We start from the raw sequence: 26,692 nt of genomic DNA on the forward strand, positions 1-26,692 counted from the left end.
CCAGAGCCTAGTTCGGGGCGGGCTCGATCCAGGAGCGGGTCGCGCCGAGCACGCGGCTGCCGTCCGTGTCGGCGAGCGACATCCCGACGAAGGCGGTGGCGCCCTCGGAGGTCTGCCAGCGGAAGCGGTAGTCCGTCGAGGTCGCGGCGTCGGCGATGGCCACGGCGGCGTCGCGCGAGGACTGCGCATTGGCGAAGGCCCCCGCGGACCGCGCGAGGTAGGCGTCGAGCTGGGCGGCATACGGGTCCGTGGAGTCGGTGGACGCGGGGGCCTCGGGACGGGCCACGTTGCCGACGAAGTCGCTCGCGACGGCGGCGGGCTCGATGACCGAGACGCGCACACCGTGCGGGAGCATGACGACGGCGAGCGACTGCATGAAGCCCTCGACGGCGAACTTCGCGCCGCAGTAGGCGTCGGCGAACGGCTGGCCGACGGCGCCGCCGACGCTCGTGACGGTGAGGACCGTGCCGGAGCCGGCCTCGCGCATGTGAGGCAGGACGAGCTTGGTCAGGGCGACCGGGCCGAGGTAGTTGACCTCGAGCTGGTCGCGGATCTCGTCGAGGCTCAGCTGCTCTGCCGTCGCGACGGTGCCCCGGCCGGCGTTGTTGACGAGGACATCGAGGCGGCCGTGGTCGGCGAGGACGCCGTCGACACAGGACCGCGCGGCTTCGTGGTCGGTGACGTCGAGGGCCCGCACGTCGAGCTCGACGCCGGCCTCGGCGGCGGCGTCGGTGAGGCCGGCGGCGCGCGACGTGTCCCGCATCGTCGCGACGACCGTCAGACCGCGGCGGGCGAGCTCGACGGCGGTGTGCAGGCCCATGCCCGAGGAGGTTCCGGTGACGAGGGCGACCGGCTTCCCGTTGCTGTTCATGGAGGGGACGCTACGCCGGCGGGGCGGCGGGGCGGCGGGGCGGACTCGCGGCCGGCATCGGCCGAGGCGGCGAGGCAACCGCGGGTGGCGTCGCTACGTTCAAGGGATGACGGGCCCGCAGGGGGACCCGTCGGACGTCGGGCCGGCCACGGCAGCAACCGTGGCCGGCGCCGCACCGCACGCACAGGGGAGACATGTCTGAACGGGACGAGCAGTTCACGCGGTACGTCCAGGGCCGCCGTGAGCACCTACGGCGTTCCGCTCTGGTCCTCTGCGGCGACCCCGCCACCGCCGAGGACCTCGTCCAGACGACGCTCACCAAGCTTTACGTCGCATGGCCGCGCGTTGCGGCCATGTCCGCGCAGGACGCCTACGCGCGACGGGTGCTCGTCAACGCGCACGTCGACCTGACCCGTCGACCGTGGTGGAGGCGGGAGCGGTCGGCCGGCGACGACCTGCCCGACCTGGCCGCGCGCGCCGACGGGGTTGCCGTCGAGGACCGCGACCAGCTGGCCGACGCCCTGGCCGCACTGCCGCCGGCGATGCGGCGGGTCGTCGTGCTGCGCTACCTGTGGGACCTCGGCGTCGCCGAGACCGCCGACCTGCTCGGGATCTCGAGCGGGACCGTCAAGAGCCAGACGTCCAAGGGGCTGGCCCACCTGGCCAGGGCCTTGTCGCCGGCCGACCCGTCATCCGCCGACCAGCACACAGACACAGAGCATGCGCTCGACCGGCAGGAGGTGCCGCGATGACCGACACGATCGAGAAGCAGGTGCGAGACGGGCTCGCACGCTTGCGTGACGCCGCCCCCGCGGAGCACTTCGACCCCGCCGACGACCTCGCGCGGGGTCGGGCCGCGCGCCGCAACGCCCGGTCGCGGGTGCTGGCCGGCGCCGCGGCGTCCGTCACCGCCGTCGCGGTCGCCGGCGGACTCTGGGTGCAGGGCGGTGGGACTCCGACGCCCAGCCCGGCCCGCTCGGCCGCTGCGACCGCCGCGGTCACCCGGAGCACGCCTCTCCCCGCGACGAGCACGCCGCTGGGCACCCCCTCGACCACGCCCGCGGCGCTGACGACCGATCTGCTGGGTGCCCGGATGGCCGCCGTCGTGCAGGCACACACCTCCGGCGCCGGCCGCTACCTCGGGGGCTGGGGTGACGGCTCGTCCGGCTCCGGCACCCGCACCAGCATGAAGGACTCGAAGATCGCGCGGTTCGAGATCACCATCTCCTGGGGCCGGAAGGGCTCCACGTCGCTGGGCGGGGTGCACGTCGGCTCGGCCAGCGCGCGCTTCCTGCGGGACGAGGGCCCGACGGCCACCCTGGACTGCGGCGGCGAGTTCACCGACTGGCCCTCCGTGTGCCGGCTGGTGCGCCGCGAGCCCGACGGCTCTCGCCTCCACTACGGCAGCACCGGCACGAGCCGCGCCGCGAGCCGCACCTACGCCGACGGGCGCACGGCCTACGTGTCCGTCACGGCGCGCGAGGGGGGCAACTCGCTGACTGCGACGACGGCGCCCCTGCCGTCGAAGGCGGAGCTGCTCGCGATCGTCGCCGACCCGCGTCTGCTGTGGGACGCGCCGCTGCTGGACTCCTCGTCGGGCGACCCGGACGGGCGCATCCCGTGGTCCACGCCACCGGCCGGCTCAACCGGCTCGACCCGGTAGGCCAGCAGGGACTCCGCCAGACGGTTCAGGCCTCGATGTCGTCGAGTCCGGCGATGACGATCTCGAGCAGCCGGGCGAGCTCGTGGCGCTCGGTGTCGGACAGGTCGCGCAGCGTGTCGCTCTCGACGACGTTGGACTCGCGCACCGCGGCGCTGAAGAGGGCCCAGCCGTCCGTGGTCAGCGAGACGAGGGTGCGCGTGCGGTTGGACTCGTCGGGCCGCCGCTGGAGCAGCCCGCGCCCGGCCATCTTGTCGAGCCGGTGCGTCATCGACGACGGCGCGACGTTGGACAGGTCGGCGAGCTGGCTCGGCGTGAGGCAGGTGTCCCCGGCACGGGCCAGCGCGGCGAGCACCGACCACTCACCCTGGGTGAGGTCGAGGTCGGCGAACTGCCGGACGTACCACTGGTCGAGCTTCTTGGTCACCGAGAACAGCGCGGTGATGACGCGCTGGACCGACTCCTCACCGCCGGCCGCGACATAGGTCGCGACGTCCGCGGCGTGCTCCTGCTGGGCGGTCCGTCGTCGCTTGGCTGCCATGGGAACGCATTGTCGCACCGACCGGGGCTGGTGCTACTCTTTCGAAGTCGAACTTCGATGACGAAATATTCGATACCGAAGCTGCGTTGACATCCCGGTCCGCCTTCCCCCATCCCAGAAAGGGTGTGAAACCCATGCGCACCAAGCTGCTCATCCTCGCGTCGTCCATCGGCATGCTCGGATGGGGCACCGTGCTGCCCTACCAGTACGCGTATGCCGCCAACACCCGCGGGTGGGGCGCGCTCGCTGCCGCTCTGGCCAGCACCCTCTTCTCGGTCGGCGCCCTCGTCGCCGCGCCCTTCGCCGGCCGGCTGAGCGACCGCTTCAACCCGGTCGCCGTCGCCGTCGTGGCCAAGCTGCTCGCGGCCGTCGGCGTCGGCGGGCTCGTCTGGGCGCAGTCAGCCCCCGCCTTCCTCGTCGGCATGTTCGTCTTCGGCTTCGGCCTGACCGCGGCCGGTCCGGCCGCGTCGGTGCTCGTGCTGCGCTGGGCCGGTAGCGACGACCGCCGCAAGGTCTTCGCCTACAAGTTCACGGCCGAGGCCATCGGCATGGCGGTCGGCGCCTTCGTCGCCGGGCAGTTCGTCGACCTCTCCCGCACCGACGGCATGACCTTCGCCTTCATCGCCGCCGGAGCCGGCTTCGCGATCTCGGCCGTGCTCATCCACGTCGCCGGCATCGGCGCCCCGAGCGAGGTCGCCCCCGACCTCGCCGCCGGCGAGGCGGAGACCCGCCTGAGCACGATGGACGCCCTCCGCCGCATCTTCGCCGTGCCGGCCCTGCGCTGGACCGCGGTCGTCGCCGTGGCCCTCGCCCTCGGCTTCTACGCGCAGTTCGAGTCGGGCCTGCCGGCCTACGCCCTGACCGTGCTCGACGTCGACGAGTCCGCCATCGGCCTCGCCGCCGCCGTCAACTGCGTCGTCATCGTCGTCCTGCAGGTCGTCGTCGTCCGGCTCACGGCACGGCGCAACGCCGCCAGCCTGCTCATGGTCGTCGGCGCGATCTGGACGCTGTCGTGGATCGTGCTGTCGGTCGCGCAGCTGACGCCCGAGGTGGCGTCGGCCCTCTTCGTCACGACGTTCGGCATCTTCGCCGTCGGCGAGACGATGTACGCGCCCGTCCTCAACCCGCTCACCGCGAGCCTGGCGCCGCGTGGGCTCGTCGGCACGACGCTCGGCACCTTCACGGCGATCCAGACGACCTTCTCGGCCGTCGGTCCGCTCGTCGCGGGCGCCCTGCTCGGCATGGGCCTGGCAAACGGCTTCCTCGCCCTGCACCTCGTGATCAGCCTCGTCGCCGTCTACGGCGCGTGGCGGCTGCGGGCCGCGCTGCGCACCCGCCGTGCAGAGGAGCGCCGCCCGGCCCCGGACCTCGCCGGCTCCACCACCAGCACCAGCACCAGCACCGCTGACAGCACCGGCACGCTGACGCCGGTCCCCGTCAACGCCTGATCGGGTCCGGCCCGCGGGTCCAGGTGGCCCATCGCGCTCCGGCGCGCGGTCTCACCTCGGCCCGCCGCCCGGCGTCTCGGGCGCGAGGTCCGCGACCGGTGTCAGCAGGTAGCGGCCCGCCATCCCGACCGTGCGCGAGAGCGTGGCGAGGAACTCGGTGCGCAGCGGCTCAGCGCCGTCGAGCGACCACAGCACCCGGGCGTTCGTCCACGCCGCGTCGCGCGCCCGGGTGATGCTCCACCCGCTGACGAGGTCGGCGACCGGCCCGGCGAGCTGCTCGTCGACCGCGAGCGCCACCCCGTCGAGGAAGGAGCGCCGCACCTCCTCCTGGACGGCAGCGAGCAGCTCGTTGACGCGGCGGTAGTCGTCCTCGACGCCCGGGCTGTCCGGTGTCAGCCCGAGCTGGCGGCACGTCGTGACGACGGCGACCGGCAGGTCGTGGTTGATGTGGGCGTTCATGCCGGCGAGGGCGAACTGGATCGGCACGCGTCCGGGCTCGCGCCGGCTCACGAAGAGCGGCGCCCACGACGGGTCTGGGGCCGCCGCGTCGACGGCGTCGAGGTAGAGCCCGGCGAAGACGAGATCGAGGCGCGTGACGAAGGCCGGGTCGGTGAAGTAGCCCGCCACGAGGCGGTCGCGCACCAGCTCGGTGACGCGGAGATACATCCGGTTGAAGTCGCCGACCCCGTCGTCAGGAGGCAGCGAGCCGTCGATCTGCCTCATCCGCGCGATGACGGCATCGACGGACACGGGCTGACCCGGCGCCGGAGGGATCGGTGCCGGCGGCTGAGGGCGCGGCGCCACCCCGGTGCGGGCCCGGACCCATGCCACCGCGTCGGTGAACCACCCCATGCACCGACGCTAGCGGGTCCCCGCTGCACGGGCAGCCGGTTGCGAAGTTCGGGACCAAGGCCTCTGACGCCCCCGCGTACGGCGCGACATGCTGGAGTCAGAGATGGAAAGGAGGTGACGACGATGTCGCAGCTCCTACAGAGTCAGACCACGAGGACTGAGCAGGGCCTGCCCCGGTTGTTCCGCAACCGCACGCTGGACTACACGCTCATCATCATCGGTGCCCTCGTCGCGGCGTTCGGCGCGTACACGTACTTCGTGCCGGCCACGTGGATCCTGGCGGGCCTGAGTGAGGCCTGGTACCTCGGCAGCTGGATCGCCGGCGGCGTGCTGCTCACCGCGGGCTTCGGCCTGCTGGGCGCAAGCGTGCGCGACCGGTCCGGCCACTGGACGGCCGGTGCCGTACTGGGCTTCGCGCTCGGCACGCTGAGCCTCGCTGGAGCGGTAACCGCTGCGGTACTGCTCATCATCTAGTCATCGGTGCAGAGGTGACGAGAAGTCGGGGCCCCCGCCAGCCGGGGGCCCCGACGCGCGTCGGGCCGGACGCCGACGTCAACGCGCGTTGAACGCCTCGATCCGCTCGATCGCCTCACCGACCGCCGTCACGCCGGCCGCGAAGCTGAGCCGCACCGAGTGCGCACCGGCACGGTCGTCGAAGTCGCCGCCGGGCGTGATCGCCACGCCCACCTCCTCGAGGAGGGCCCCGGCGTATGCCGCCGAGCCGCCCCAGCGACCGAGCTGGGGCCCGAGGTCGGCCCAGTAGTAGAACGCGCCGTCGGGCGGCGCGGACTCTCCCCAGCCGAGACGGGGAGCGTTGTCCAGCAACAGCTTCCGGGTCCGGGCGAACTCGGCGACAGCCTCGTCGCACTCACGGTAGGACTCCTCCGCGAAGGCCGACACCGCGGCATACTGCGCCGGCGCGGGCGGGCACAGGGCGACGTTGCCGGCGAGCGCGTCGACGGGGCGCACGAGGTCCTCGGGCAGCAGCATCCAGCCGAGGCGCCAGCCGGTCATGCCCCAGTACTTGCTGAACGAGGAGATGACGATCGAGGTGTCGTCGGTCTCCCACGCGCAGACCCCGCGCGGGTCGGGCGCACCCGGCTCGGGATAGGTGACGCCGTGGTAGATCTCGTCGCTGACGAGGCGCACCCCGTTGGCGGCGCACCATCCGGTGATCGCGGCGAGCTCGGCGCGGTCGACCATCGTGCCGGTCGGGTTGGCGGGCGAGGCCACGATGAGTCCGGCGAGCCCGCCGTCGGCCTGCGCGGCGTCGAGCAGCGCCGGGGTCGGCTGGTAGCGCGTCTCGGGGCCGCAGTCGATCTCGACGACCTCGCAGCCGAGCGAGGTGAGGATGTTGCGGTAGGCGGGGTAGCCCGGGCGGGCGAGGGCGACCCGGTCGCCCGCCTCGAAGGCGGCGAGGAAGGCGAGCACGAAGCCGCCGGAGGACCCGGTCGTCACGGCGACGCGTGCCGGGTCGACGTCGAGGCCGTACCAGCGGCCGTAGTGGGCGGCGATCTCGGAGCGCAGCTCGCGGATGCCGAGGGCCGAGGTGTAGGTCAGGACGCGCCCGGACCCGTGGATCCGCGCGGCCGCCTCGGACACGAGGCTCGGCGCGCCGCCCGACGGCTCACCGGCGCAGAGCGACACGACGTCGCGGCCCTCGGCCCGCAGGACGGCGACCCGGTCGAGCACGTCCATGACCTGGAAGGGCGCCACCTGCGAGCGCCGCGAGGGCTGGAGCGGTCTGGCCGAACGGGTGGTCTCGGGGGTCACCCGTTCAGTCTGCCCGAACCCTCGACACCCGAGACACGGCGCTCCCCCGACGTCGCTAGCCTCGTCCGCATGACGACCGCCCACCACGCAGACGCCTCGACCCTCGTCGACAAGGAGGTGCTGACGTGGGACGGCTTCGGCACCGCCGTGCGTGAGCTGGCCCAGCTCGTGGCCGACTCGAGCTTCCGCCCGGAGATCCTCGTGGCCGTGGCCCGCGGCGGCCTGATCCCCGGCGGCGGCCTGTCCTACGCCCTCGGCGTCAAGCTCACCGACGCCATCAACGCCGAGTTCTACACCGACGTCGAGGAGACGCTGCCCGACCCCGTGCTGCTCGCCCCGCACCTCGACACCGACAGCCTCAGGGGCCGCCGGATCCTCGTGGTCGACGACGTGGCCGACTCCGGCCGCACGCTCGCCCTCGTGCTCGAGCTGCTCCAGAAGCACGGCGCCGAGGCTCGCAGCGCGGTGCTCTACGGCAAGCCGCGCTCGATCGTGGCCCCGGACTACGTGTGGCGCCAGACCGACCGCTGGATCGTCTTCCCGTGGTCCGCCGAGCCGCCCGTGTCCGGCTCGCAGGTCAGGGCCACGGCCGACGACGCCTGAGCCGGCGCCGGAAGGCGTGGTCCGACCACACTGACCGAGCGCTCCCGCGGTGCTAGACAGGGCAGGTCGCCCCCGTCGAGAGGATCGCCATGACAACGTCGTCGTTCACCTGCAGCCTCGTCGAGACCTCGCGGCTGAGCACCCACGTGTGGTCGAGCGGCCCCGAGGACGGTGTCCCGATCCTGCTCCTGCACGGCAACCTGTCCACCGGCGGCTACTGGCGCTACGTCGCCGAAGCCCTCTGCGAGCTCGCCGACGACGTCCGGGTCATCGCGCCCGACCTCCGCGGTTTCGGCCGCACCGACGCCCTGCCCATCGACGCGACCCGCGGACTCGGCGACATGGTCGAGGACGTCCACGCCCTCCTCGAGGCACTGGGCCTGGCCGACGAGTGCCGCGTCATCGCGGCCGGCTGGTCGATGGGCGCAGGTGTGCTCGAGCAGCTGATGATCGAGCACCCCGACGACCTCGCGAGCGTCGCCCTCGTGGCACCGCTGTCTCCGCACGGTTTCGGCGGAACCGTCGACGCTGCAGGCACGCCCGCGTTCGCCGACGGCGCGAGCACCGGTGGTGGCGCGGCCAACGCCGACTTCGTGCGGCGTCTCGGCGAGAAGGACGCCGGCGACCAGGATCCGCAGAGCAGCCCGCGCGTCGTCATGCGCACCTACTACGGCCCGGGCGCCAACGCCGAGAACGTCGACGAGGACTTCCTCGTCGGCGAGCTGCTCCTGACGCGGACCGGTGACGACTTCTATCCGGGCGACTCGACGCCGTCGGAGAACTGGCCGGGTCTCGCCCCCGGCAGCCGGGGCGTGCTCAACACCATGGCGCCCACCCACTTCGATGCCACGGCGATCGTGGACCTGGAGCGCAAGCCACCGGTCACGTGGGTGCACGGCACCGCCGACCAGATCGTCAGCGACACCTCGCTCTTCGACCTCGCGACGCTGGGCTCGCTCGGCGCCGTGCCGGGCTGGCCGGGCGCCGAGGTGCTGCCCCCGCAGCCGATGGTGGCCCAGATGCGGGCCGTGCTCACGCGCTACGCCGCGGCCGGGGGCGCCACCCGGGAGGTGGCCCTCGAAGGGATCGGACACGGCATACCCCTGGAGGTGCCCGAGGTCCTCGCCCGCGAGATCGAGGCGCTCATCACGGACTGATCCCAGCGGGCAGTCGTAGTGTGCAGAGCATGGACCTCGGACTGCACATCGCCAACTTCACGTGGAGCGGCGGCTCCGCCACCTTCGTCGACGACCTCCGTCGCACTGCCAAGACGGCCGAGGACGTCGGCTTCACGAAGATCTCGGTCATGGACCACGTGTGGCAGATCGGGATGATCGGCCCGCCCGAGCACGAGATGCTCGAGGCCTACACCGCGCTCGGCTACCTCGCCGCGGTCACCGAGCGCGTCCAGCTGCTCGCGTGGGTCACGGCCGCCGTCTACCGCGAGCCGGGCCTGCTCGCCAAGGAGGTCACGACGCTCGACGTGCTCTCCAAGGGCCGGGCGATGCTCGGCATCGGCGCCGCCTGGAACGAGGAGGAGTCCGTCGGGCTCGGCCTGCCCTTCCCCGGCACCGCCGAGCGCTTCGAGCGCCTCGAGGAGACCCTGCAGATCTGCCTGCAGATGTGGAGCGACGACGACGGGCCGTATGCCGGCAAGCACTACCAGCTCGGCCGCACCCTCAACTCGCCGCAGTCCGTCCAGCGCCCGCACCCGCCGATCCTCATCGGCGGCGGCGGCGAGAAGAAGACGCTGCGGCTCGTGGCGCAGTACGCCCAGGCCTGCAACCTCTTCGACAGCCCCGACCTCGCGCACAAGCTCGACGTGCTGCGTGGGCACTGCGAGGCCCTCGGCCGCGACTACGACGAGATCGAGAAGACCGTCATGGGACCCGTCGACCCGGGCCCCAACGGCGAGAAGGTCGACGCGACGCTCGAGCACCTGCGCGACCTCGCCGCGCTCGGCGTCACGCACGTGCAGCTCGGCATCGGCGACGGCTCGAGCACCGACGTGCTCGAGCTCATCGGCGAGCGGATCATCCCCGAGGCCGCCAAGCTCTGACGTATGCCGCGTGGCCCGGCCGGGTGCGTCCCGGCCGGGTGGGCGGTCAGCTGAGGATGTCGCTGCGGCGGAAGCGGCGGTAGGCGAGCATCGTGAAGCCGACCGCCCAGACGAGCGCCCACAGCGCGCCGTGCAGCATGTCGGTCCAGTCCGGCGACACGGCGAGGGCGTCCTGCCAGGCCCGGGAGTAGTGCCCCGGGAAGGCGTTGCGGTAGGGGTCGAGCGCGTCGAGCTGGTCGAGGATGTTGAGCAGGATGCTGACGAGCACCGCTCCGCCGACGGCGGCGAGCGGCGCGTCGGAGCGCGTCCCGATCCAGAAGGCGATGGCCGCGATGGGCAGCAGCGTCACGAAGATGTAGGACATCGCGAGCGCGAGGCGCGGCAGGAACTGCCCCCACGTGAGGTTCTCGCCGAGCGGGTTGGTCAGTGGGTCCCAGCCGTAGGCGATGCCGCCGACGAGCAGGCCCCACGCCGGCAGCAGCACCGTGGCGAGCAGGGTCGAGGCGATGCCGATCACGAGCTTGCTCGTGAGCAGCCGGGCCCGCTGGACCGGGGCGACGAGGAGGTAGCGCAGCGACGACCACGACGCCTCCGAGGGCACCGCGTCGCCGCAGAAGAGGGCCGCGAGCAGCACGAGGAGCAGCTCGGAGGCGAGGAAGACGAGCACGAGGCTGAAGTTGGCGGCGCCGCTCTGGGCGAGGTCGAAGATCCGGCTCGAGGCGCTGCCCCGGCCGCTGTTGCCCGACCGCTGCCCGAAGGCGAACGACCCCACGAGGACGAGCGGGAGCACGAGGAGCAGGCCGAAGGCCCAGATGGTGCGCCGCCTGCCCCACTGGCGCCGCAGCTCGGACCGCCACGAGAGCGGGCCGCGCACCTGGTGGATCTCGCTGCTCGCGGCGGCCGACGTCGGCTCGATGACCTCGAGCAGCGCCTCGCCCGCCACGTGCTCGGGCTTGTCGGGGGTCTGGCTCATCGGGCCCTCACCTGCCTGAGTCGTTCGACGAGGGACTCGCCATCGTCGCCGGGCTCGGCGCCCGCCGCAGGGGCGGAGGCCGACGAGATGACCCCGAGGAAGACCTCCTCGAGGTGGCGGCGGCTGCTGACGCCGACGACGGGCAGCCCCGCCGTCACGGCGGCCGCGACGACCTCGGCCCGGCCGCGGTCGGCGACGACGACGATCCGGGTCGGGGTGTCGACGCGCACCTCGGTGACGCCGTCGGCGGCCTCGAGCGCGTGCACTCCGGCACTGACGACGTCGTGGTCGACGTGCTCGGGCAGGTCGAGGATCGTCGTGTCGTCGCTGTCGACGAGCTCGGCGACGGGGCCCTGGGTGATGACCCGTCCGGCGTGCATGACGACGACGTGCGTGCACGTCATCTCGACCTCGGCCAGCAGGTGGCTCGAGACGACGACGGTGCGGCCGGTCTCGGCGTAGCGCCGCAGGATCGGGCGCATCGCGGCGATCTGGGGCGGGTCGAGGCCGTTGGTCGGCTCGTCGAGGATGAGCAGCTCGGGCAGTCCGAGCATGGCCTGCGCGATGCCGAGGCGCTGGCGCATGCCCTGGCTGTAGGACTTGACCGGCCGGTCGACGGCCCCGCCGAGGGCGGCGACGTCGAGCGCCTCGTCGAAGTGGGCGTCCTCGGGCGCGCGGCCCGTCGCGGACCAGTAGGCCTCGAGGTTCTGGCGCCCTGTGAGGTGCGGCAGGAAGCCCGGCCCCTCGATGAGCGCGCCGACGCGGCCGAGCACGCGGGAGCCCGCGGAGACGGCCTCGCCGAGCACGTGGACGCTGCCGGCGTCGGAGGAGATGAGGCCCATGACCATGCGCATCGTCGTCGTCTTGCCGGCGCCGTTGGGCCCGAGCAGCCCGACGACCTGGCCCTTCTCGGCGCGCCAGGTCACGTCGTCGACGGCGCGGTGCCCGTCGGCATACGTCTTGACGAGGCCCTCGACGACGAGCGGGATGTCGGCGAGGTCGGGCCGGGCCGGGAGGTGCCGGCGCCGACGCCGGCGGACGAGCCAGCCGCCGAGCGCGAGGAGCAGGAGCAGCACGAGGGCACCCGACGCGAGGAGCGTCTCGGTGTCGACGCCACCGGCGACGGCACCACCGACCGCGGCACCGGTCGCGACGGGCAGCGTCAGGGCGGAGGCGTCGGAGATGCGGATGGCGGCGGGGCTGCGCGAGTTGGAGTAGGTCGACTCGGTGCTCGTCAGCAGCACGCGCCACCGGGTGCCGGCGGGCAGGTCGTAGGTCGCCGCGGGCAGCGAGATCGTCACGGGCGTCGGGCGACCCGGCGTCACGGCGAGGCGCACTGGCGCGACGAGCGGGTTGGTCAGCGTCACCGACCCACCGGTCACCCGCCACACCGAGGCGAAGAGCGTGACGTCGGGGGTGTCTGAGGTGACGGTCAGGCGCAGCGTCGGCGACCCGACGACCGTCGTGGCCTCGGCGACGGGCTGGGTGTCCAGCGCCGTCGACTGCCCCGGCAGCGCCGCGATCTGGTAGGTCGAGAGGCTGACGCCGAGTGCCGCGAGACCGGGCACCGCGATGAGCGACGCGGGCTGCCCACCGGGCGGGTGCAGCAGCGTCCCCGAGGTCGTCGACAGCGGCAGCTGACGCGTCTGGAGCGGCGCTCCCGAGAGGCCGGGGTATGCCGTGAGCGTGTGGAGCGTCGTCGGCTGACCTGCGCGACCGGCTGGGGTGCTGTAGGTGAAGGCCGCCGTGGGCAGGGCGGACTGGCTCCGGCTCGCCGACGGCTTGTCGCGGACGTAGTGGTCGAGCCACGTGTAGGAGGCGTCGAGCTCCTCCGTCTCGTGCGTGCTCGCTGCATCGTGGCCGCCGTCGCTCCACCGGACGGCATACGGCGTCCTGCTGGCAGCGAGCGCCGACACGTTGGCGTCGGCCTGGTCGAGACCGAAGAGGGAGTCGCCGACGCCCTGGACGATGAAGGTCGGCGCGGTGACGGCGTTCATCGTCGGCTTGGGGCTGTGCGCCCGCAGCAGGGCGGTCAGCTGAGGCGAGGCGGTGCCGGTCTCGGAGGCCTGCACGAAGAGGCGGCAGATCGTCGGGTCGAAGCGGCCGCAGCGGGCGGCGCCGGCTGCGGCGCCGCCGGACTGGGCACCCTGTGCGCCCTGGACGCCCTGACCGCCGCCGCGCAGGGCGGAGAGGAAGAAGTTCGTGGCCCAGACCTGCTTGAACGGCCCGGCGACGTCGATCGGGGACCGGCCGGCCGCGGTCGTCGCCGGCCTCGTGACGGCGGCCTGCGGGAAGAAGGCGTCGGCGAGGTCGTTCCACGTGATGGCCGAGACGACGCCGTCCACCCTGCGGTCGGCCCCGGCCAGCATGAGGCCGAGCGCGCCGCCGTAGGAGGCGCCCATGACACCGGCCCGAGGGTCTCCCGGGGCGTCGAGCTCGACGTCGGACCGCTTGGCCGCGAGGTCGAGCAGCGTTCTGGCGTCGGCGATCTCGTAGGCCGGGTCGTTGAGGTGGATGCGACCGCCGGACTGGCCGTGACCGCGGGCGCTCCAGGCGATGACGACGTAGCCACGGTCGTGCAGGTCGTTGGCCTGGCTCGTGACCGAGTCCTTGGTGCCCCCGAAGCCGTGGGCCAGCAGGACGACCGGGTGCTTGCCGCTCGCCTGCGGCCACACCGAGACGTCGAGGCGCACCGCAGTGCCGTCGGGCTCGGCGCCGACCGGCACCGAGATCGCCTGCGGCGTCACGGGTTCCGCGGACGCGGCTGCGTGGGCCGCCGGGGCGGCCGCCATCGTCAGGCTCGAACCGACGACGAGCGCGGCGAGGAGGGAGGCCCGGACCGACATGCCCACATCACATCACGGGCTGGTCCCCGGACGGTCATCGTCCGTCCAGCCTTGGCCCGGCCGCGGGACGGGGTCAGTCGCGGGCGAGGCGCTTCTCGAGGAGGTAGGCGACGACGATGCACACGACGAGCACCATGGCGGGCGGGAGGAAGCGCGCCGCCCCCTCGAGCCGCAGCCACTCGTAGGGCGCCACGGTGAACTCGAACAGCGACAGGTCGAGCAGGTAGCGCACGATCGGCAGCACGCCGAAGAGGAGGCCGATGACGCCGACGAGGTTGATGACGAAGCGTGATCCCGCTCCGGTGTCCTGCGGGCGCTGGGGCTGGCGCGAGTCGGCCATGGTCACTCCTGTCCGTCGATGAGGTGCTGCTGCCCGAAGATGCGGGCCGTCTCCCGGGCCGTGGGCGAGCCGGCGTCGAGGTCGGCGCCGGCCGCGACGAGCGCCCGCACCACCTCGTCCTCGCCCTTGAACATGGCGCCCGCGACGGGAGACTGGTCGCGGTCGTTGCGCCGGTCGACGTCGGCGCCGCGCCCGACGAGCGACCTGACCGTGTCGAGGTGCCCGTGGTAGGCCGCGAGCATGAGCAGCGTGTTGCCCGCCGGGTCGGGCAGGTCGACGGGGTAGCCGTGGTCGAGGAACTCGGCGAGCTCGGCCGTGCTGCCGTCGCGCGCCAGGTCCATCGCGACCGAGACGATCCGCGCGTGCTGCTCCAGCTGCTCCGGCGTGGGCGGCGGCTCGGTCATGGCACCAACCTACGGCCCGCCCAGTGCCGGGCCAGGCACCACCCGGCGAGGGCGCCGAGCACGTGCCACGCCGCGTGCCCCTGGAGCGGGCTCCCCGGGTCGCACCACAGTCCCGTCTGGTCGAGCACCCACAGCAGGTATGCCGTGACGAGCAGTCCCAGCCCGACGTGCAGCCAGCGTGCGCCTCCTCCCGCACCACGCGCACGACCCGCACGACCCGCGCGCCCCGCATGGACGAGCTCGAGGACGATGCCGGGCAGCAGGACGGCGGCGAAGAGGACGCGGCGCGACTCGGGCCAGACCCAGAGCAGCACGGTGAGCACGACGAGCAGGGCGACCCCACCAGCGGCGGCGCGGCGGGGTGTCACCCGGCCGAGGCGCACGAGCGCGCCCGCGAGCAGGACGCAGCCCACGGCATACATGGGCAGGACGTCGACGAACTGGCCCCACAGCGTCAGGGTCGCGTGGAAGGCGAAGCTGCCGACGCCGACCGCGGCCAGGGCGACGGCGAGGAGCGGCACGAGCACGCGCTCGGGTCGCGTGGCCGGGCGCAGGAGCACGAGCGCCGCCAGACCGGCCACGACGAAGGCGAGCGACGACCACGCGTTCGCGGGCTGCGCGATCCCCTCGGGGCGCACGAGCTCGCAGAAGCAGCGGGTCGTCAGGCAGGTCGCGCCGTCAGCGGGCATGCCGCGACGGTAGGCCCTCGGTGCCGTGCAGGGCACCCGTGTTAGATACCTCCATGGCCACCACCTCTCTCGGAGACACCCCCGTCCACACCGTCGGCGAGCTGCCGGCCGTGGGCACGCCCGCCCCGGCATACACGCTGACCGGCACGAACCTGCGCGACGACGTCACGCTGCCCTCGGGCAAGCGCGTGGTCCTCAACATCTTCCCCAGCGTCGACACCGGCGTCTGCGCGACGAGCGTGCGCCGCTTCAACGAGATCGCCGCCGGCCTCGACAACGCGACCGTCGTCTGCGTCTCGGCCGACCTGCCCTTCGCCCTGAACCGCTTCTGCGGTGCCGAGGGCATCGAGAACGTCGTCGCGGCGTCCTCGTTCCGGTCCGGCTTCGGCTACGACTACGGCGTGCGGATGGAGGACGGCGGCTTCGCCGGGCTGCTCGCCCGCGCGGTCGTCGTCGTGGAGGCCGACGGCACCGTCGTGCACACCGAGCTCGTCCCGGCCATCGGCCAGGAGCCGGACTACGACGCCGCGATCGCCGCGCTGGGCTGACCGGTCCCTGCGGTCTCGTCCGTGACGGCCGGAGCGCCGCCGTCACGGACGAAACCGCGAACGCTCCGCACGAGGAGCGGGCAGCACCCCGCGACCAGCATCCAGACGGCGATCCCCGCCATGAGGACGTCCGTCGTGACGTGCTCGCTCAGCGGTCCGGCGAGCACGTTGCCGACGGGCAGGGCGACGAACGAGATGAGCACGTCCCACGAGGCGACGCGGGCCAGCCGGTCGTGCGGGACGCCCTGCTGGATCGCGGTCTGCCAGCCGACGTCGAAGTAGAGCAGCCCCGCCTGGGCGACGAGGGCGAGCGCCAGGATCGCGAGGAGTCCACCGGGCCAGGCGAACCCGAGCGGGAAGAGCGGGAAGAGGCCGAGGGCGACGAACGCCCAGAGCAGCATCCGGCGCGGCTGCAGTCGCATCGCGACGAGGCCGCCGACGAGGCCGCCGAGTCCCAGCGCCGCGGTGACGAGCCCGAGCGCGTGGGCGCCGCCGAGGTCGCGCACCGTCGTCACCTCGACGAGCACGATGAAGACGCCGCTCGCGACGTGGAACATCGCCGCCGACACGAGACTCGTCCAGAGCCAGTCCCGGCTGCGGATCTCGACCAGGCCCTCGCGCACCTCGGAGAGCAGGCTCGTGCGCGCCGGGACGTGGCCGGCGCGGGCCCGCAGCCGCGCGACGCAGACGGCTGACCACGCGAAGGTCAGCGCATTGACGGTGAAGCCCGGCACCGGACCGAAGGCTGCGACGACGAGCCCCGCGAGGACCGGGCCCGCGAGCTGGGCGCCCGACTGCAGGAAGCTGATGGCGGCGTTCGCGGTCTGCAGTCCCGCGGTCGGCACGATGAGCGGCCGGAGCGAGACGAAGGCGGGGAAGAAGAAGGCACCCGCCCCGGCGGTGACCGCCGCGAGGGCTGCGAGCAGCGCGACCGGCGGCTCGCCGAGGGCGGCGAAGGCGACCGCCGTGCCGCCGACCGAGGCCGCCCGGGCGAGGTCGGCGGCGACCATGATGCGGTGCGGCGTGACCCGGTCGGCCCACACGCCGCCGACGAGGCTGCAGAGCAGCCGCGCGACGACGCCGCTGGCCAGGATGACGCCGAGCTCTGCCGCGCCCCCGCCGCACAGGACGACCGCCACCGACAGGGCGATGGGGTTGAAGGCGTCGCCGACCCACGACAGCCCCTGACCGACGAGCAGGAGCCGGACGTCGCGGATGCCGAGGAGGTCGCGGAAGGTCATGCCCTCGAGATTAATTAGACATCTGACTATCTGTCAACGAATAGTCAGAGAGATGGCGCAGGACGTCAGGGCCTCTGCGAGACTGGGGGCATGGCGAGAGCGCGGCAGGACTCGGTCGACCGGCACGTCGCTCGCTGGAGCGGCCTGCTCGAGGACATGGACCCCGAGGTCGAGGGCGCCGTCACGCGCATGCAGGCGATCACGAAGCGGCTCAAGGCCGACGACCACGCCAGCTATGCCGGCACCGACGACACGATCGAGGACTACCGCACGCTCCACGCGCTGATGATCCAGCCGTACCCCGAGGAGGCGACGCCGGCGCAGCTCGCCGACGCGTGCGGCGTCACCCGGGCTGCGATGACCTCACGCCTCGACCGCCTCGTCCAGCGCGGTCACGCGACGCGCGAGGTCGACCCCATCGACCGCCGCCGCATCCTCATCCGACCCACGCAGTCCGGAAGGGCTCTGTGGGAGAAGGGGATCGAGGCGGGCATGGCGCGCGAGAAGGCCGCCCTCTCCGGTCTCAGCGCCAAGGAGCTGGCGACCCTCAACGGGCTCCTGCGCAAGGTCGTGCTGCACCTCGAGGGCGACTGAGCGGCTCCGCGCCTCAGGGGGTGTCCTCGTCGACCCAGTCGAGGGTGCGCTGGACGGCCTTCTTCCACGTGCGGAAGAGCCGCTCGCGCTCCGCCACGTCGAGCTGCGGCGACCAGCGCCGGTCCTCGCCCCAGTTCTCCCGGATCTCGTCGGTGCTGCGCCAGTAGCCCACAGCCAGCCCCGCGGCATACGCGGCCCCGAGGGCGGTGGTCTCGGCCACGACCGGCCGCACGACGTCGACCCCGAGCAGGTCGGCCTGGAACTGCATGAGGGTCTCGTTGACGACCATGCCGCCGTCGACCCGCAGCTCGGTAAGAGGGACACCCGAGTCGGCGTTCATCGCCTCGAGCACCTCGCGCGTCTGGAAGGCCGTGGCCTCCAAGGCCGCTCGTGCGATGTGGCCCTTGTTGACGAAGCGCGTCAGACCGACGAGGGCGCCGCGCGCATCCGGGCGCCAGTGCGGTGCGAAGAGGCCGGAGAAGGCCGGCACGAAGTAGGCGCCGCCGTTGTCCTCGACGCCGGCGGCGAGGGTCTCGACCTCCTTGGCGTCCTGGATGAGACCGAGGTTGTCGCGCAGCCACTGGACGAGCGAGCCGGTGACGGCGATCGAGCCCTCGAGGGCGTAGACCGGCTTGGCGTCACCGAGCTGGTAGCAGACCGTCGTCAGCAGCCCGTGCGTCGAGGCGACGATCTCCTCGCCGGTGTTGAGGAGCATGAAGTTGCCGGTGCCGTAGGTGTTCTTGGCGGTGCCGACGTCGAGGCAGGCCTGGCCGAAGGTCGCCGCCTGCTGGTCGCCGAGGATGCCGGCGACCGGGACGTCGATGAGGATGCCCGGCTTGCACGTGCCATAGACCTCGGAGGACGACCGGATCTCAGGGAGCATCGCGAGCGGAACGCCGACCGCCTCGGCGCACGAGGCATCCCAGTCGAGCGTGCGCAGGTCCATGAGCAGGGTGCGTGAGGCGTTGGTGACGTCGGTGACGTGGATGCCGCCGTCGTCCGCGCCGCCGGTGAGGTTCCACAGCAGCCACGTGTCCATGGTGCCGAAGAGCAGCTCCCCCGCCTCGGCCCGCGCGCGGGCACCGTCGACGTGGTCGAGGATCCAGCGCGCCTTGGGGCCGGCGAAGTACGTCGCGAGCGGCAGGCCCGTCACGGCCTTGAAGCGGTCGGTGCCACCGTCGCGGGCCAGCTCGTCGCAGATCGCCTGCGTGCGGGTGTCCTGCCAGACGATGGCGTTGTGGACGGGTCGGCCGGTCGCGCGGTCCCACACGACGGTCGTCTCGCGCTGGTTGGTGATGCCGACCGCGGCGATGTGGGTGGCGTTGAGGTTGGCCTTGCCGAGGGCGCCACCGACGACGAGGCGGGTGTTCTCCCAGATCTCCATCGGGTCGTGCTCGACCCAGCCGGCCCGCGGGAAGATCTGCCGGTGCTCCTGCTGGTCGACGGCGACGACGCGCCCCCGGCGGTCGAACACCATGGCCCGAGTGCTCGTGGTCCCCTGGTCGATCGACACGACATGGCTGCGCTGCTCCGTCGGCATGACCAGACCGTACCGTCGGGGTGCGTGGTCGTCACGGGTCCCGGCACTGGCCCGGCCCGGGGGCCGTCCGCGGGTCGCCGCTCCCGCTGACTAGCGTTGCGCCGTGACCATCGAAGAGCTGCAGGCAGAGCTGGCCTCGAGGCGTGGGTTCGCCGCCCGGGTCGTGCCGCCGAGAGGGCTGCGCCACTTCGGCGGCGGCATCCTCTTCGTCCTCGTGCTCGTCGCCGTGATCGTGCTGTTCCAGCGGGAGCTGCCCACGATGTGGCCGAGCCTCGTCGCCTGGGGGATGGTCGGTCTGGCCGTCATCGCGGTGGGGCTGCTCCACGAGCGGGTGCGCCTGCGATGGATCCATGCCGCCTACCTCGAGCGGGGCTGGGTCACCGCGCAGGTGCCCAGCGGCCTCGTCCGCGAGTCCGGCGACTCCACGACCTGGCTGCGGCGCGACACCGCGATCACCTCGGGCGAGGCGCACGAGCACGTCGACACCGTCGTGCTCGTCGGAGGTCCCCAGGTGACGCCCGAGAGCCTTCGGAGCGCCGCCGCGACGGTCCGGGAGCGGCTCGCGCCCCTGTCGAAGGACGACGAGAGGGAGCTGGGCCACCGGCTCCAGACGACCGTGCTCTACCGCGACGAGGACGCCGCGCGACTCCTCCCGGTCCCGCGGGACATCCGGCTGACCATGCAGACGGGGGGCTCGGACTTCGTCGTGGCGGTCGCGCCCCGGGAAGGATCCCGGCGCCGCCGCACCCGGTACTACGGCATACGGCCTTCGGGTGCGGCTCGATAGAGTGGCCCTCTCTGCAGCGACGTGAAGGGACACCGATGACGAGCCCAGTGCGCGTGGACACGGACTACCGCGAGCAGGCGTGGAAGCGCCTCGGCACCAAGCACTTCGACGTGCTCGTCATCGGCGGCGGGGTGACCGGCGGCGGCGTCGCCCTCGACGCGGCGACGCGCGGCCTGTCGACGGCCCTCGTCGAGCAGCGGGACTTCGCGTCCGGCACGTCGTCGCGCTCGTCGAAGCTCTTCCACGGCGGCCTGCGCTACCTCGAGCAGATGAACTTCGACCTCGTGCGCGAGGCGCTCAAGGAGCGCGAGCTCATGCTGAGCCGCATCGCCCCGCACCTGGTCAAGCCCGTCTCGTTCCTCTACCCGCTGACCAGCCGCGGCTGGGAGCGCCCCTACGTCACGGCCGGCCTGACGCTCTACGACTCGATGGGCGGGGCGCGCTCGGTCCCTCGGCACAAGCAGCTGACCCGCACCGGCGCGCTCAAGCTCGCCCCCGCGCTCAAGCGCGAGGCACTGACCGGTGGGCTGCTCTACTACGACGCCCAGGCGGACGACGCCCGGCACACGCTGACCACGGTCCGCACCGCGGCGGCATACGGCGCCACGGTCGTGAACTCGGCCCGCGTCGTCGAGCTGCTCCGCGCGGGCGAGCGCGTCGTGGGTGCGCTCGTCGAGGACGTCGAGACCGGCGAGCGCACCGAGGTGCGCGCCTCGGTCGTCATCAACTGCACCGGCGTGTGGACCGACGACATCCAGACGATGGCCGGCGGCCGCGGCCGCTTCCACGTGCGCGCGAGCAAGGGCGTGCACATCGTCGTGGCCCGCGACCGGATCAACTCCGAAACCGGCCTCATCCTGCGCACCGAGAAGTCCGTGCTCTTCGTCATCCCGTGGGGCACGCACTGGATCATCGGCACGACCGACACCGACTGGGAGCTCGACCTCGCGCACCCGGCGGCGACCCGCGCCGACATCGACTACATCCTCGAGCACATCAACACCGTGCTCAAGGTGGCGCTGACCCATGACGACATCCAGGGCGTCTACGCCGGCCTGCGCCCCCTTCTCTCCGGCGAGAGCGAGGACACGAGCCAGCTCTCGCGCGAGCACGCCGTCGCGCGCCCGCAGCCGGGGCTCATCTCCATCGCCGGCGGCAAGTACACGACCTACCGCGTCATGGCGGCCGACGCCGTCGACGCCGCCCGCGAGGACATCGGCGGCGACGTCTCCGACAGCGTCACCGAGTTCATCCCGCTCTCGGGCGCCGAGGGCTACGTCGCGCTCGTCAACCAGATCGACCGGCTCGCCCGGCACCAGGAGCTGCCCGTCTGGCGCATCACGCACCTGCTCGAGCGCTACGGCTCCCTCGTCCACGAGCTGTTCGCGCTCGCCGCCGACGACCGCTCCCTCTTCGAGCCGCTCCCGGGCGCCGAGGAGTACCTCCGGGTCGAGGCGTTGTATGCCGCGACGCACGAGGGAGCGCTGCACCTCGACGACGTGCTCGCCCGCCGCACCCGCATCTCCATCGAGACCCCGAGCCGCGGGGTCGAGAGCGCCCGCGCGGTCGCCGAGATCGTCGCGCCCGTGCTCGGCTGGGACGCGGAGCGCATCGAGGCCGAGGTGTCGGGCTACCTCGCGCGGGTCGAGGCGGAGCTCGAGTCGCAGAAGGAGCTCGCCGACTCCGAGGCCAACGCCGAGCGCCTCAGCGCGCCGGACGCGCGCCGCATCCCGGTGAGCCGGGCGCCCGAGGGCTCGTAATCGCTGGCTACATGCATATGGGATTTGCCTAAAGGATTTAGGGATGCGATGGTTCGGGGCATGACGAACCATCGCGAGCAGCAGACGTGCCCCGCGCCGGCCTGACGACCGAGAAGGTCGTGCTCGCCGGTGCGGACCTGGCCGACGAGATCGGCTTCGCCGGGCTGACCGCCTCGGAGCTGGCACGTCGGCTTGGCGTCCGCACGGCCAGCCTCTACTCGCACGTCGACGGCACCGACGACCTGCGGAAGCGAGTGGCCCTGCTGGCCCTCGCCGAGCTCGCGGACCGGGGCTCGGACGCGGTGGCGGGACGCAGCGGGCACGAGGCCCTCGTCGCCCTCGGCGACACCTACCGGGGGTATGCCGCGGAGCATCCAGGGCGCTACGACGCGACGCGGCTGCGCCTCGACGCGCAGACGGCTGCCGCGAGCGCCGGGCCGCGTCACGCCCAGCTCGCCCGCGCCGTCCTGCGCGGCTACCGGCTCTCGGCGGACGACGAGACGCACGCCGTGCGCCTGCTCGGCACCGTCTTCCACGGCTTCACCACCCTCGAGCTCAGCGGTGGCTTCGCCCACAGCACCCCCGACTCGCAGGCGTCCTGGACTCGCATCCTGGACGGCCTGCACCACCTCCTCGACCACTGGAGCACCCCATGACCCAGGCCATGCCACAGCCGCCACTGCAGTCGGTCCCCCTGTCGCCCGAGATCGTCCGCGGCGTCGCCGAGCTCGAGCCCAGCGCCCGCGGTCTGGTCCCGCACCGACTGCCCGCGTGGGCGCGTGCCCAGGTCCCCGACCCCCAGCTCCTCATGGCCGAGGGACAGCCGTCCGGGGCGAGGATCGCGTTCCGCAGCACCGCGACGGTGATCGAGCTCGACGTCCTGGCCACCAAGCGCCTCTATCCCGGCCTGCCGCCGCGGCCCGACGGCGTGCTCGACCTCATCGTCGACGGCCGCCTCGTCGACCAGGCCCGCGTCACCGAGGGCGACACGATCACCATCGACCTCGCGACCGGCACGAGCGAGACCACTCGCGGGCCGGTCGCGACGGTGCGCTTCGAGGGGCTGGACCCCCGCGACAAGAACGTGGAGCTGTGGCTCCCCCACCTCGAGACGACCGAGCTCGTCGACCTGCGGACCGACGCTCCCGTCGAGGCCCTCGGCGACCGGGGCCGCCGCACGTGGGTCCACCACGGCAGCTCGATCAGCCAGGGCTCCGGTGCCGATCGCCCGACCTCGACGTGGCCCGCCCTCGCGGCGCGCCTCGGCGGCGTGGACCTCGTCAACCTCGGCCTGGCCGGGAGCGCGCTGCTCGACCCTGCGGTGGGTCGGGTGCTCCGCGATACGTCGGCCGACCTGCTCAGCATCAAGATGGGCATCAACGTCGTCAACGCCGACCTCATGCGTCGCCGGGCGTTCGGCCCGGCACTCCACGGGCTGCTCGACACGGTGCGCGACGGACACCCCGACATCCCCCTGCTCGTCGTCACTCCCCTGCACTGCGCGATCCACGAGGACACTCCGGGCCCCGGGGCCTTCGACCTCGAGGCCCTGGCCGAGGGTCGTCTGGGCTTCCGGGCCACCGGAGACCCGGCAGACGTCGCGGCCGGCCGGCTCACGCTGGGCGTGGTCCGCGAGGAGATGGCCAGGGTCGTGGCGCAGCGGTCCGCCACTGATCCCCACCTGCACCTGCTCGACGGGCTGTCGTTGTACGGCGCCGACGACGCCATCCGGCTGCCCCTGCCCGACGGGCTGCACCCCGACGACGCCACGCACCGGCTCGTGGGCGATCGCTTCGCCGCCCATGCCTTCGCACCCGCAGGACCGTTCGCCGACCGGTCCTGACGCCGCAGGTCCACTGCGCTACAGGCCAAGGCTCGACAACGGCTCCTCTTCGCACCGACGTTCCTACACTGACGGGATGAGGACCCGACGCGGTGTGCCCGCGGTCGCCGCCGCGCTGGCAGCGTTCGCGCTGCTGGCGGCCGGCTGCGGCACGCCCAACCCGACGGCACAGGCGCGGCTCGAGGGCCACGCGGCCGGCCACGCTGCGACGACGGGAGCCACCGAGCCCACCGCATCCACCGGGTCCGCCGGGCACACGGACGCCACCGCGTCCGGCCACGGCGCGAAGCCCGTCGTCCCGGCCCAGCCGGCGGCGCTGCGCGGCGGCGAGACGATCCGCACGGTGACCTCTCCGGTCGCCTACACCCCCAAGGCGCCGACGACCGGCACCGACGACTACCGCTGCTTCGTCCTCGACCCGAAGCTCGCGCGCGACGCCTTCGTCACCGGCTTCGACATCGCTCCGGGGCAGCCGCAGGAGGTGCACCACGTCATCCTCTTCCGGGTGCCTCCGTCGGCCGCGGCGGCGGCCCGGGCGAAGGACGCCGAGAGCGGCGGCAACGGCTGGACCTGCTTCGGCGGCACCGGGCTGGGCTCGCGAGGGGCCAGCCTCGACGATGCACCGTGGGTCGGGGCCTGGGCGCCCGGCGGCCGGGAGAACGTGCTGCCCTCCGACGTCGGCATCCCCCTGCAGCGCGGCTCCCTGCTCGTCATGCAGGTGCACTACAACCTCCGACACGGCACGACGCCCGACCGCACGTCGGTCAAGCTCCGCCTTTCGTCGTCGACGAAGCTCAAGCCGCTCGAGACCATGCTCTACCCGGCTCCGGTCGAGCTGCCTTGTCGCGCACGCAAGTCCGGGCCGTTGTGTGACCGCTCCGCAGCCGTCGCCGACGTCACCGAGCGCTTCGGCCCGATGTCACGGCCCATCGTCAACGGGCTGCTCCTCGTCTGCAACGGCACGGTCATCCCGACGCCGGGACCGACCCAGTCGTGCACCCGCAAGGTCGACGCGCCGGCCACGATCCGCGCCGTCGCGGGGCACATGCACCTGCTCGGATCGTCGCTGCGCATCGAGCTCGACCCCGGCACACCCAAGGCCAGGACGCTGCTCGACATCAAGGTCTGGGACTTCGACAACCAGGGTTCGGTCCCGATCCCGGCCACAGCCATCCGCCCGGGGGACTCGATCAAGGTCAGCTGCACCCACGACCAGGCCTGGCGCGACAAGCTGCCGGACCTCAAGGGGCTGCCCGAGCGCTACGTCGTGTGGGGTGAGGGGACGACCGACGAGATGTGCCTCGGGCTGCTCAGCGTCACCCGTCCCTGACGTGCAGAATGGCCCGGTGACACCGCAGACCACTGACGTCCTCGTCGTCGGCGGCGCCGGCGTCGACACCATCGTGCGCGTCGAGACGCTGCCCGTTCCCCCGGCGGACTCGTACGGCGTCCCGCCGATCGACACGGTCGTCGGGCACACCGGCAGCGGGGTCGCGCTCGGCTGCCACCGCCTCGGCCTCGCCACGCGTCTCGTCGACGTCATCGGCGACGACCACGAGGGCCGGATGCTTCTCGACCGCTTCGCGGACGAGGGCCTCGCCTTCGACCACGTCGTCCACGAGAGCGGCACGCGCCGGGCGGTGAACCTCGTGGACGCCACCGGGCGACGGCTGTCGTTCTACGACGCGCGCCACCCCTACGACCTGGCACCCGACCCGGCACTCTGGCGCGGACCGCTCGCGCACACGCGGCACGTGCACGCCTCGATCATGCCGTGGACCGTGGCCGCGCTCGAGGACGCCGCCGCGGCCGGGGTCACGACCTCGACCGACCTGCACGACTGGGACGGGCGCAACCCGCACCACCGGCCGTTCGCGTATGCCGCCGACCTGGTCTTCGTGTCGGGCTCGCGCCTGACGGGGATCGAGGGCGACGTCGTCGCCGACGTGCTCGACCAGGGCCGGGCCCGGCTCGTCATCGTCATGGACGGCGCGCAGGGCAGCCGGGTCACGGTGCGCAACGGCGGGTCGTTCGCGGTGCCGGCCATCGACATCCCGGGCCGACCGGTCGTCGACTCGAACGGCGCGGGCGACGCCTACGTGTCGGGCTTCCTGCACTCCTGGCTGGCCGGCGGCGACGCCCACGCAGCCGCACGGAGCGGTGCGGTGGCCGGCGCCTGGGCATGCGGGGTGGCCGGCACGCACACGAGCCCGATCGACGCGGACGAGCTGGCCCGTCAGCTGGACAGGCTCTCCGGCTCAGCCACGTCCTGACCTTCTCCGTCGCGACCCCACCGCGAGGTCGCCGCGGCGGCTCACCCCGTCAGTGGAGGGTCTCGTGGTCGTGGCACATGTCCACGAACTTCGCGATGCGCGCGGCCCGGGTCTCGGGCTTCTTCGCCTCCTGGACGCGGTAGAGGATGGCGAAGCGGTTGGCGCCGCTGAGCGTCTCGAAGAACGCCTGGGCCTCCGGATCGGCCGCGAGCGCCGCAGCCAGGTCGTCGGGGACGGTCGCGGCCTTCTGGCCGGCATAGGCCGCCGCCCAGCGGCCGTCGGCCTTGGCAGCATCGACCTGGGCCTGCCCCGCCGGGCGCATGCGACCGGCCTCGGTCAGCGCCTCGACCTTGTCCCGGTTGGTCTGGGACCACGTGCTCCGCGGTCCGCGCGGGGTGAAGCGCTGCAGCCAGTGGGTCTCGTCGTAGCCCCGCTTCTGCCCGTCGATCCAGCCGTGGCAGAGCGCGACGTCGAGAGCCTCGGGGTAGGTGACGGTCTGCGCCACGCCCTTCCTCCCGATCTTGAGCCAGATGCCGCGGTGGTCGGCGTGGTGCTCGGCGAACCACGCCTCGCAGTCGGGCACGCTGGCGAACGAGATGACCGGCTGACCGGCCAGCTCCTCAGGTGCCTGCTCGTCCGACATGCGGCCATCGTGCCACCGCCCACCGTCAGGACCGCCCGTTCTGCCCCATGCCCCGATCGCTCCGGACCGGATGCGAGCCCGACTCGTCTCGGCGTCAGGAGCGGGGCAGCACCACGACAGCGCCACAAGCTTCGCAACGAAGCGCCGAGGCCTGGTGGTTGAAGAACCCGTCCGTCAGCAGGATTCCCGTGAGGTCGCCGGCAAAACCCTGGCTGGCCTTGAACTTCACGCCTGGTGACCGCCCGACGATGACACCGGAGGTGAGCTCGCCGTGACCGCAGCAGGGACAGGCCGTGGGCGCTGTCATGTGGCACATCCTTTCGGACCCGGAGGTGACCTCGGCGTCAGCGCCGTGCCATCGGGGCACGACCGTAACCCTCGTGCCACCGACGGCGCAGGCGCCT

Annotated in this window: 28 protein-coding genes; 15 read left to right on the forward strand and 13 right to left on the reverse strand. The window is 72.9% G+C overall.

The window, feature by feature from the left end; genetic code table 11:
* Positions 1-7: 7 nt before the first annotated feature.
* Positions 8-871, reverse strand: a complete 864-nt coding sequence (locus U5C87_RS02275; protein ID WP_330475022.1) for an SDR family oxidoreductase — start codon at positions 869-871, stop codon at positions 8-10.
* Between the two features lie 194 nt (positions 872-1,065).
* Here U5C87_RS02275 and U5C87_RS02280 point away from each other — a divergent pair, with 194 nt between their 5' ends.
* Both U5C87_RS02280 and U5C87_RS02285 read left to right on the forward strand, forming a co-directional pair.
* On the forward strand, positions 1,066-1,623 hold the full coding sequence (locus U5C87_RS02280) for a SigE family RNA polymerase sigma factor (RefSeq protein ID WP_330475023.1): 558 nt from the start codon (positions 1,066-1,068) through the stop codon (positions 1,621-1,623).
* Entirely contained in the window at positions 1,620-2,534 is a 915-nt protein-coding gene (locus U5C87_RS02285; protein ID WP_330475024.1) for a hypothetical protein, read from the forward strand. Before U5C87_RS02280 ends, U5C87_RS02285 begins: the two co-directional genes overlap by 4 nt.
* A gap of 25 nt (positions 2,535-2,559) precedes the next feature.
* Here the strand turns inward: U5C87_RS02285 and U5C87_RS02290 are convergent, their stop codons facing one another.
* Entirely contained in the window at positions 2,560-3,072 is a 513-nt protein-coding gene (locus tag U5C87_RS02290; protein WP_030201563.1) for a MarR family winged helix-turn-helix transcriptional regulator, read from the reverse strand.
* A 134-nt stretch (positions 3,073-3,206) separates the two neighbouring features.
* Here U5C87_RS02290 and U5C87_RS02295 point away from each other — a divergent pair, with 134 nt between their 5' ends.
* Complete coding sequence (locus U5C87_RS02295) at positions 3,207-4,520, forward strand: MFS transporter (protein WP_330475025.1); 1,314 nt, start codon at positions 3,207-3,209, stop codon at positions 4,518-4,520.
* Between the two features lie 51 nt (positions 4,521-4,571).
* Here U5C87_RS02295 and U5C87_RS02300 read toward each other — a convergent pair whose 3' ends face one another.
* The gene (locus tag U5C87_RS02300) at positions 4,572-5,270 is read right to left on the reverse strand and encodes a DUF5995 family protein (protein ID WP_330475026.1); all 699 of its coding nucleotides are present in this window, start codon (positions 5,268-5,270) and stop codon (positions 4,572-4,574) included.
* A gap of 225 nt (positions 5,271-5,495) precedes the next feature.
* On the opposite strand from U5C87_RS02300, the gene U5C87_RS02305 reads away from it, so the two are divergent.
* Positions 5,496-5,846: a hypothetical protein gene (locus tag U5C87_RS02305; protein WP_330475027.1), complete on the forward strand. Its 351-nt coding sequence runs from the start codon at positions 5,496-5,498 to the stop codon at positions 5,844-5,846.
* A 78-nt stretch (positions 5,847-5,924) separates the two neighbouring features.
* Here U5C87_RS02305 and U5C87_RS02310 read toward each other — a convergent pair whose 3' ends face one another.
* The gene (locus U5C87_RS02310) at positions 5,925-7,070 is read right to left on the reverse strand and encodes an aminotransferase class I/II-fold pyridoxal phosphate-dependent enzyme (protein ID WP_443082121.1); all 1,146 of its coding nucleotides are present in this window, start codon (positions 7,068-7,070) and stop codon (positions 5,925-5,927) included.
* A gap of 144 nt (positions 7,071-7,214) precedes the next feature.
* Here U5C87_RS02310 and U5C87_RS02315 point away from each other — a divergent pair, with 144 nt between their 5' ends.
* The 3 genes from U5C87_RS02315 to U5C87_RS02325 all read left to right on the forward strand — a co-directional run bounded on the left by U5C87_RS02315 (position 7,215) and on the right by U5C87_RS02325 (position 9,807).
* On the forward strand, positions 7,215-7,748 hold the full coding sequence (locus U5C87_RS02315) for a phosphoribosyltransferase (RefSeq protein WP_330475029.1): 534 nt from the start codon (positions 7,215-7,217) through the stop codon (positions 7,746-7,748).
* 89 nt (positions 7,749-7,837) lie between these two features.
* Positions 7,838-8,905, forward strand: a complete 1,068-nt coding sequence (locus U5C87_RS02320) for an alpha/beta fold hydrolase (RefSeq protein WP_330475030.1) — start codon at positions 7,838-7,840, stop codon at positions 8,903-8,905.
* Between the two features lie 29 nt (positions 8,906-8,934).
* On the forward strand, positions 8,935-9,807 hold the full coding sequence (locus tag U5C87_RS02325; RefSeq protein ID WP_330475031.1) for an LLM class F420-dependent oxidoreductase: 873 nt from the start codon (positions 8,935-8,937) through the stop codon (positions 9,805-9,807).
* 46 nt (positions 9,808-9,853) lie between these two features.
* Here the strand turns inward: U5C87_RS02325 and U5C87_RS02330 are convergent, their stop codons facing one another.
* From U5C87_RS02330 to U5C87_RS02350, 5 genes are all read right to left on the reverse strand, one after another.
* Positions 9,854-10,780: an ABC transporter permease gene (locus tag U5C87_RS02330; protein WP_330475032.1), complete on the reverse strand. Its 927-nt coding sequence runs from the start codon at positions 10,778-10,780 to the stop codon at positions 9,854-9,856.
* Complete coding sequence (locus U5C87_RS02335) at positions 10,777-13,626, reverse strand: alpha/beta fold hydrolase (protein ID WP_330475033.1); 2,850 nt, start codon at positions 13,624-13,626, stop codon at positions 10,777-10,779. Before U5C87_RS02335 ends, U5C87_RS02330 begins: the two co-directional genes overlap by 4 nt.
* A gap of 73 nt (positions 13,627-13,699) precedes the next feature.
* Positions 13,700-13,966 (reverse strand): hypothetical protein, encoded by a 267-nt coding sequence (locus U5C87_RS02340; RefSeq protein WP_330475034.1) that lies wholly within the window; start codon positions 13,964-13,966, stop codon positions 13,700-13,702.
* A 2-nt stretch (positions 13,967-13,968) separates the two neighbouring features.
* Positions 13,969-14,370, reverse strand: a complete 402-nt coding sequence (locus U5C87_RS02345; RefSeq protein ID WP_330475035.1) for an ankyrin repeat domain-containing protein — start codon at positions 14,368-14,370, stop codon at positions 13,969-13,971.
* Positions 14,367-15,059: a ceramidase domain-containing protein gene (locus U5C87_RS02350; protein ID WP_330475036.1), complete on the reverse strand. Its 693-nt coding sequence runs from the start codon at positions 15,057-15,059 to the stop codon at positions 14,367-14,369. Before U5C87_RS02350 ends, U5C87_RS02345 begins: the two co-directional genes overlap by 4 nt.
* A gap of 53 nt (positions 15,060-15,112) precedes the next feature.
* On the opposite strand from U5C87_RS02350, the gene tpx reads away from it, so the two are divergent.
* Positions 15,113-15,607: a thiol peroxidase gene (gene tpx / locus U5C87_RS02355; protein WP_330475037.1), complete on the forward strand. Its 495-nt coding sequence runs from the start codon at positions 15,113-15,115 to the stop codon at positions 15,605-15,607.
* On the opposite strand, the gene U5C87_RS02360 is transcribed toward tpx, so the two are convergent.
* Positions 15,577-16,848 (reverse strand): MFS transporter, encoded by a 1,272-nt coding sequence (locus tag U5C87_RS02360; RefSeq protein ID WP_330475038.1) that lies wholly within the window; start codon positions 16,846-16,848, stop codon positions 15,577-15,579. The genes tpx and U5C87_RS02360 overlap by 31 nt on opposite strands.
* A 90-nt stretch (positions 16,849-16,938) precedes the next feature.
* Here U5C87_RS02360 and U5C87_RS02365 point away from each other — a divergent pair, with 90 nt between their 5' ends.
* Positions 16,939-17,442 (forward strand): MarR family winged helix-turn-helix transcriptional regulator, encoded by a 504-nt coding sequence (locus U5C87_RS02365; RefSeq protein ID WP_330475039.1) that lies wholly within the window; start codon positions 16,939-16,941, stop codon positions 17,440-17,442.
* A 13-nt stretch (positions 17,443-17,455) separates the two neighbouring features.
* Here the strand turns inward: U5C87_RS02365 and glpK are convergent, their stop codons facing one another.
* Complete coding sequence (glpK, locus tag U5C87_RS02370) at positions 17,456-18,982, reverse strand: glycerol kinase GlpK (protein ID WP_330475040.1); 1,527 nt, start codon at positions 18,980-18,982, stop codon at positions 17,456-17,458.
* A 103-nt stretch (positions 18,983-19,085) separates the two neighbouring features.
* On the opposite strand from glpK, the gene U5C87_RS02375 reads away from it, so the two are divergent.
* The 6 genes from U5C87_RS02375 (at position 19,086) to U5C87_RS02400 (ending at position 25,645) form a co-directional block, all read left to right on the forward strand.
* Positions 19,086-19,769, forward strand: coding sequence for a hypothetical protein (locus tag U5C87_RS02375; protein ID WP_330475041.1), 684 nt, complete (start codon positions 19,086-19,088; stop codon positions 19,767-19,769).
* Positions 19,770-19,804: 35 nt separating this feature from the next.
* Positions 19,805-21,529: a glycerol-3-phosphate dehydrogenase/oxidase gene (locus U5C87_RS02380; RefSeq protein WP_330475042.1), complete on the forward strand. Its 1,725-nt coding sequence runs from the start codon at positions 19,805-19,807 to the stop codon at positions 21,527-21,529.
* An 86-nt stretch (positions 21,530-21,615) separates the two neighbouring features.
* Positions 21,616-22,185 carry a TetR/AcrR family transcriptional regulator gene (locus U5C87_RS02385; RefSeq protein ID WP_330475043.1) on the forward strand — a complete coding sequence of 190 codons (570 nt, stop codon included), beginning with the start codon at positions 21,616-21,618 and terminating at the stop codon, positions 22,183-22,185.
* On the forward strand, positions 22,182-23,372 hold the full coding sequence (locus U5C87_RS02390) for an SGNH/GDSL hydrolase family protein (protein WP_330475044.1): 1,191 nt from the start codon (positions 22,182-22,184) through the stop codon (positions 23,370-23,372). The genes U5C87_RS02385 and U5C87_RS02390 overlap by 4 nt, the downstream gene beginning before the upstream one ends.
* A 76-nt stretch (positions 23,373-23,448) precedes the next feature.
* Positions 23,449-24,702 carry a hypothetical protein gene (locus tag U5C87_RS02395; protein ID WP_330475045.1) on the forward strand — a complete coding sequence of 418 codons (1,254 nt, stop codon included), beginning with the start codon at positions 23,449-23,451 and terminating at the stop codon, positions 24,700-24,702.
* A 16-nt stretch (positions 24,703-24,718) separates the two neighbouring features.
* Entirely contained in the window at positions 24,719-25,645 is a 927-nt protein-coding gene (locus U5C87_RS02400; protein WP_330475046.1) for a carbohydrate kinase family protein, read from the forward strand.
* Between the two features lie 49 nt (positions 25,646-25,694).
* Here U5C87_RS02400 and U5C87_RS02405 read toward each other — a convergent pair whose 3' ends face one another.
* On the reverse strand, positions 25,695-26,288 hold the full coding sequence (locus tag U5C87_RS02405; RefSeq protein WP_330475047.1) for a YdeI/OmpD-associated family protein: 594 nt from the start codon (positions 26,286-26,288) through the stop codon (positions 25,695-25,697).
* A 94-nt stretch (positions 26,289-26,382) separates the two neighbouring features.
* Complete coding sequence (locus tag U5C87_RS02410) at positions 26,383-26,595, reverse strand: PF20097 family protein (RefSeq protein ID WP_330475048.1); 213 nt, start codon at positions 26,593-26,595, stop codon at positions 26,383-26,385.
* Between the last annotated feature and the right edge of the window lie 97 nt (positions 26,596-26,692).

The organism is Terrabacter sp. C0L_2, assembly GCF_036352015.1.
Taxonomy (GTDB): domain Bacteria; phylum Actinomycetota; class Actinomycetes; order Actinomycetales; family Dermatophilaceae; genus Terrabacter; species Terrabacter tumescens.

Coding starts and splice junctions, on each gene's coding strand:
- U5C87_RS02275 (WP_330475022.1), bottom strand. CDS start 871: ATGAACAGCAACGGGAAGCCGGTCGCCCTCGTCACCGGAACCTCCTCG.
- U5C87_RS02280 (WP_330475023.1), top strand. CDS start 1,066: ATGTCTGAACGGGACGAGCAGTTCACGCGGTACGTCCAGGGCCGCCGT.
- U5C87_RS02285 (WP_330475024.1), top strand. CDS start 1,620: ATGACCGACACGATCGAGAAGCAGGTGCGAGACGGGCTCGCACGCTTG.
- U5C87_RS02290 (WP_030201563.1), bottom strand. CDS start 3,072: ATGGCAGCCAAGCGACGACGGACCGCCCAGCAGGAGCACGCCGCGGAC.
- U5C87_RS02295 (WP_330475025.1), top strand. CDS start 3,207: ATGCGCACCAAGCTGCTCATCCTCGCGTCGTCCATCGGCATGCTCGGA.
- U5C87_RS02305 (WP_330475027.1), top strand. CDS start 5,496: ATGTCGCAGCTCCTACAGAGTCAGACCACGAGGACTGAGCAGGGCCTG.
- U5C87_RS02310 (WP_443082121.1), bottom strand. CDS start 7,070: ATGGACGTGCTCGACCGGGTCGCCGTCCTGCGGGCCGAGGGCCGCGAC.
- U5C87_RS02315 (WP_330475029.1), top strand. CDS start 7,215: ATGACGACCGCCCACCACGCAGACGCCTCGACCCTCGTCGACAAGGAG.
- U5C87_RS02320 (WP_330475030.1), top strand. CDS start 7,838: ATGACAACGTCGTCGTTCACCTGCAGCCTCGTCGAGACCTCGCGGCTG.
- U5C87_RS02325 (WP_330475031.1), top strand. CDS start 8,935: ATGGACCTCGGACTGCACATCGCCAACTTCACGTGGAGCGGCGGCTCC.
- U5C87_RS02330 (WP_330475032.1), bottom strand. CDS start 10,780: ATGAGCCAGACCCCCGACAAGCCCGAGCACGTGGCGGGCGAGGCGCTG.
- U5C87_RS02335 (WP_330475033.1), bottom strand. CDS start 13,626: ATGTCGGTCCGGGCCTCCCTCCTCGCCGCGCTCGTCGTCGGTTCGAGC.
- U5C87_RS02340 (WP_330475034.1), bottom strand. CDS start 13,966: ATGGCCGACTCGCGCCAGCCCCAGCGCCCGCAGGACACCGGAGCGGGA.
- U5C87_RS02345 (WP_330475035.1), bottom strand. CDS start 14,370: ATGACCGAGCCGCCGCCCACGCCGGAGCAGCTGGAGCAGCACGCGCGG.
- U5C87_RS02350 (WP_330475036.1), bottom strand. CDS start 15,059: ATGCCCGCTGACGGCGCGACCTGCCTGACGACCCGCTGCTTCTGCGAG.
- tpx (WP_330475037.1), top strand. CDS start 15,113: ATGGCCACCACCTCTCTCGGAGACACCCCCGTCCACACCGTCGGCGAG.
- U5C87_RS02360 (WP_330475038.1), bottom strand. CDS start 16,848: ATGACCTTCCGCGACCTCCTCGGCATCCGCGACGTCCGGCTCCTGCTC.
- U5C87_RS02365 (WP_330475039.1), top strand. CDS start 16,939: ATGGCGAGAGCGCGGCAGGACTCGGTCGACCGGCACGTCGCTCGCTGG.
- glpK (WP_330475040.1), bottom strand. CDS start 18,982: ATGCCGACGGAGCAGCGCAGCCATGTCGTGTCGATCGACCAGGGGACC.
- U5C87_RS02380 (WP_330475042.1), top strand. CDS start 19,805: ATGACGAGCCCAGTGCGCGTGGACACGGACTACCGCGAGCAGGCGTGG.
- U5C87_RS02390 (WP_330475044.1), top strand. CDS start 22,182: ATGACCCAGGCCATGCCACAGCCGCCACTGCAGTCGGTCCCCCTGTCG.
- U5C87_RS02395 (WP_330475045.1), top strand. CDS start 23,449: ATGAGGACCCGACGCGGTGTGCCCGCGGTCGCCGCCGCGCTGGCAGCG.
- U5C87_RS02405 (WP_330475047.1), bottom strand. CDS start 26,288: ATGTCGGACGAGCAGGCACCTGAGGAGCTGGCCGGTCAGCCGGTCATC.
- U5C87_RS02410 (WP_330475048.1), bottom strand. CDS start 26,595: ATGACAGCGCCCACGGCCTGTCCCTGCTGCGGTCACGGCGAGCTCACC.